At 68.0% G+C, this 3,634-nt stretch carries 3 protein-coding genes; 2 read left to right on the top strand and 1 reads right to left on the bottom strand.

Annotated features, from left to right (window positions below; translation table 11 throughout):
- Nucleotides 1-969: APC family permease (locus V6M46_RS15505; RefSeq protein ID WP_332666705.1), on the top strand; the 969-nt coding region annotated here is incomplete at its 5' end.
- Between the two features lie 60 nt (nucleotides 970-1,029).
- On the top strand, nucleotides 1,030-1,473 hold the full coding sequence (locus tag V6M46_RS15500) for a MarR family winged helix-turn-helix transcriptional regulator (RefSeq protein ID WP_332666703.1): 444 nt from the start codon (nucleotides 1,030-1,032) through the stop codon (nucleotides 1,471-1,473).
- Nucleotides 1,474-1,588: 115 nt separating this feature from the next.
- On the opposite strand, the gene V6M46_RS15495 is transcribed toward V6M46_RS15500, so the two are convergent.
- Nucleotides 1,589-3,634 (bottom strand): immune inhibitor A domain-containing protein (locus tag V6M46_RS15495; protein ID WP_332666702.1); only part of this gene is annotated, 2,046 nt, incomplete at its 5' end.

Raw genomic sequence — 3,634 nt, 5'->3', positions numbered from 1 at the left:
GGTCCGCTGTGGGGCTATCTCGCCGGCTGGTCGTTCGTCGCCGGCAAGGTCGCGTCGTGCGCCGCCATGGCGTTCGCGCTCGGCAGCTACCTGTGGCCCGACCACGCGCGCCTCGGTGCCCTCACCGCTGTCGTCGTCTTCACGGCGGTCAACCTCGCCGGCGTCGAGAAGTCCGCCGTGGTGAGCATTCCGCTCGTCACCGGCGTCGTCGTGATCGTGGCGGTCGCCGCGGTCGTCATGCTCTCCGGACCGGGCGGATCCAGTCCGGACCTGCCGTCGACTCCGAGCGGTGTGCTCGAGGCCGCGGGTCTCTTGTTCTTCGCGTTCGCCGGCTACGCCCGCCTGGCGACGCTGGGCGAGGAGGTTCGGGAGCCGGCCCGCACCATCCCGCAGGCCATCGCCGTGACGTTCGTCTTCGTGCTCGGGCTCTACGCCGCCGCTGCACTCGCGCTCCTGCACGCCCTGGGCGCTTCAGAGCTCGCCGACTCGGTCCGGCCGTTCGTGGCCGGCGTCGACGCGGCAGACGCCGGCGGGCTCGTGCCTCTCGTGCTGATCGCCGCGGCGCTCGCGGCCGGTGGCGCGCTGCTGTCGCTGATGCTGGGCGTCTCGCGCACGACCCTCGCGATGGCTCGTGACGGACACCTGCCTCATGGCCTGGCAGCGGTCAGCCAGCGCACCAAGGTGCCCCACATCGCCGAGATTGCCGTCGGCGTCGTCGTCGCCGCCCTGATCTGCTTCGGCGACCTCGTCACCAGCGTCGCCTTCTCCTCGTTCTGCGTCCTCGTCTACTACGCCATCGCCAACGCCTCGGCCTGGACGCTCACCAGCGCGCTGCTGCCGCGCCTCGTCTCGGCGCTCGGCCTGGCGGGGTGTGCCGCGCTGGCGTTGAGCCTGCCGTCCTCCACGATCCTGATCGGCGCGGCCGTCGTCGCCGTCGGTGCCGCCCTCTACGCCGTGCGGCGACGCTGAGGTCCTGTACGCAACGAACACAAGTTGAACGTTGCATTACCCCGTCATACTCTTGGTTGCATGTCGCAACCTGACCTGGAAGCCCTGGCCCGCGCGCTCCGCGAGGTGGCGGGCGGCCTCGTGAGATCGACGCCCACCGAGTCGTTGAGCCGTGCCGCGGCGTCGACGCTCTCGTGGCTCGCCCGCGAAGGCGCCCTGCGGATCACGACGCTCGCCGAGCACGAAGCCGTCACGCAGCCGGCCATGACCGGACTCGTACAGCGCCTCGAGGCCGGCGGGCTCGTCAGTCGTACGTCGGATGCCCGCGACGGCCGCGTGGCGCTGATCGACATCACGCCGCTGGGTCGCCGAACCCTGGAGCGGCAGAACGGAGCGCAGGACGCCGTCATCGTCGACCGGCTCGCGAGGCTGTCCCCCGGCGAGCTCGATGCGCTGGAGGCGGCGCTTCCGGCGCTCGGGATCGTCACGGGGAGTGCTGCTCCAGTCGTGGCGAGTCTCCGCTGACCTACGAGGACCCGGGCCGACAACGGATGACTCCGTCGTCGACCCGGGTCCCGGCCCGTTGGGCACGGGGGCCACGCACCCCCTGATGCGTGACCCCCTGTCCAGGGAGATCAGGTCAGTTGAACCTGACCTTCAGCGAGGTGCCGTTCTCCTCGAGAACCTTCACCTTCACCCCCACCGCCGGCAGCTTGACACCGTGGTTCGGCAACTGGGAGTACCAGTACTTCTGGGTGTCGTCGAACAGCGGCTGCGCCTTCTGCCCACGGATGTAGCTCGGCTTGCCGTTGGTGTGCAACGTCATCGAGTCAGCCGTGTGCAACGAGAACGGCGCGTCGTAGACCTGGATCCGCGCTCGCCACGGCGCCCCGGTCGCGATGTTGATGATCGGCCTGGGGTTGGCATCGATCGGCAGGTTGCGACCCGAGCCCGGGTGCAGGCTCGTGTTGTTGTCCTTCATCGAGGTGTCCCAGTAGGAGATCAGCAGCCCGTGACCGTACTTGTAGTGCTCGGCCCAGTCCGGCTTGGTGTTGAGGAAGCCGAAGTTGTAGGGGCCCGTCAACAAGTACTTGTCGTAGGACACGTATGACCGGTGGCCCATGACGTAGTAGTTGTCGAACTGCTCCGTCGTGGTCGCGCCGATGATCTTGAACCCGTCGAGCGTGAATCCGGTGGCGCCATCCTCGGCACCATCGGTGAACACCGTCTCGGCACCGGCCGTGACCGTGACGTCATCGGCGTACAGGCCATCGAGGGCCAGGCCACCGTCGGTCTTGTAGAAGATGCGCAGCTTGACCTGCTGTCCGTCGTACGCCGACAGCGGCACCTTGAGATCGGCCCATGCGGCCTGCTCACCGTCGATGCCAGGTCGTCCCGAGGTGTCGACCCCGATCGGCGTGCCGTTGATCGTGCCGTTCAACGCCGTCCAGTTGGCGCCGCCGTCGGTCGAGGCCTGGACGTACGCGTAGTCGTATCCCTCCTCGATCTCGTAACGGATCTTCGCCGTCAGCTCAGCACCCGTCTTGCCGGTGAGGTCGACGTCCCGCGTCATGGAGTTGGCCAGGTCGTCCCCGGAGCCGGAGTGGAACTGCTTCGCCCCCGATGCCGGTGCGCCGTTGTCGGTGGTCACGCTCTTCTTCGGCAGCACCACGACGGCACCCTGCGCCTTGGCGGTGTTGTACTCCTGCGGGCCCATCGCGAGTGTGCGTCGCTCCTTGGCGCCGATTGCCTCGTAGTCGAGCCAGCCGAGCTGCAGCTTCTCCCACGCGCCGAGGTCGCCGGGACGCGTGCCGAGCGGCTCGTCCTTGGCATTGAGCCGGCTCTGGGCCATCAGGGTCCAGTACTCGTTGGAGTTGTCGCCGCCACCGCTGATCGCGTAGGCGTCCGGCAGGCCGAGGTCGTGGCCGTACTCGTGGACGAAGACCGACAGGCCGCCGTTCTCGGGCTGCACCGTGTAGTCGCCGACCCAGATGCCGGTGTCACCGATCTCGGTGCCGCCGAGCTTGTTGTCGGCCGGGCCGGTGATGCCGGCGTCGGTCAGGAAGGCGTACCAGCGGTGCGACCAGATGGCGTCCTCGCCCTGCTGCGGATCGCCGTCTGCCTCGTCACCGCCGGCGTGCACGATCTGGAAGTGGTCGAGGTAGCCGTCGGACTCGTTGAAGTCGCCGTCACCGTCGAAGTCGTAGCGGTCGTAGGTGTCGTACGCCTGCAGGTCCGTCTTGATCTGCTCGTCGGTCCGGCCCGCCGCCTTCTGGTCGGCGACCCACTGCGTCACGGCATCCTCGATGAGGTTCCACGTCGTGGCGTCCTCGCGGCCGTAGCGCGCCTCGTTGTAGGGGACCTTGACCCAGTCCGACACCGTGCCGTCGACCGAGTAGCGGCCTGACGACTGCGTCTTGTAGTACGTCTTGACCGACTCGTCGTCGCTGCTGAAGTACAGGTCCTGGTAGTGCTGGCGGTTGTAGTCCGCCTGCCAGATCGTGGAGTTGTCCTTGGTGCGATCCGGCTCGGGGATCTTGTTGTGAAGCGGCCCTTCGAACGTCGTCGGCCCGGGGGTGTCCGGATCGGTGTCGACGTCGGGATAGTCGGGGTGACGCTGGTTGCCGAACTCCGCCAGGATCACGAAGATCTTGTCGGCGCGCTCCTGCGAGAGCTCGACGTACTG

The organism is Aeromicrobium sp., from assembly GCF_036676885.1.
Classification (GTDB): domain Bacteria; phylum Actinomycetota; class Actinomycetes; order Propionibacteriales; family Nocardioidaceae; genus Aeromicrobium.
This window is presented reverse-complemented; position numbering and strand designations above follow the sequence as displayed.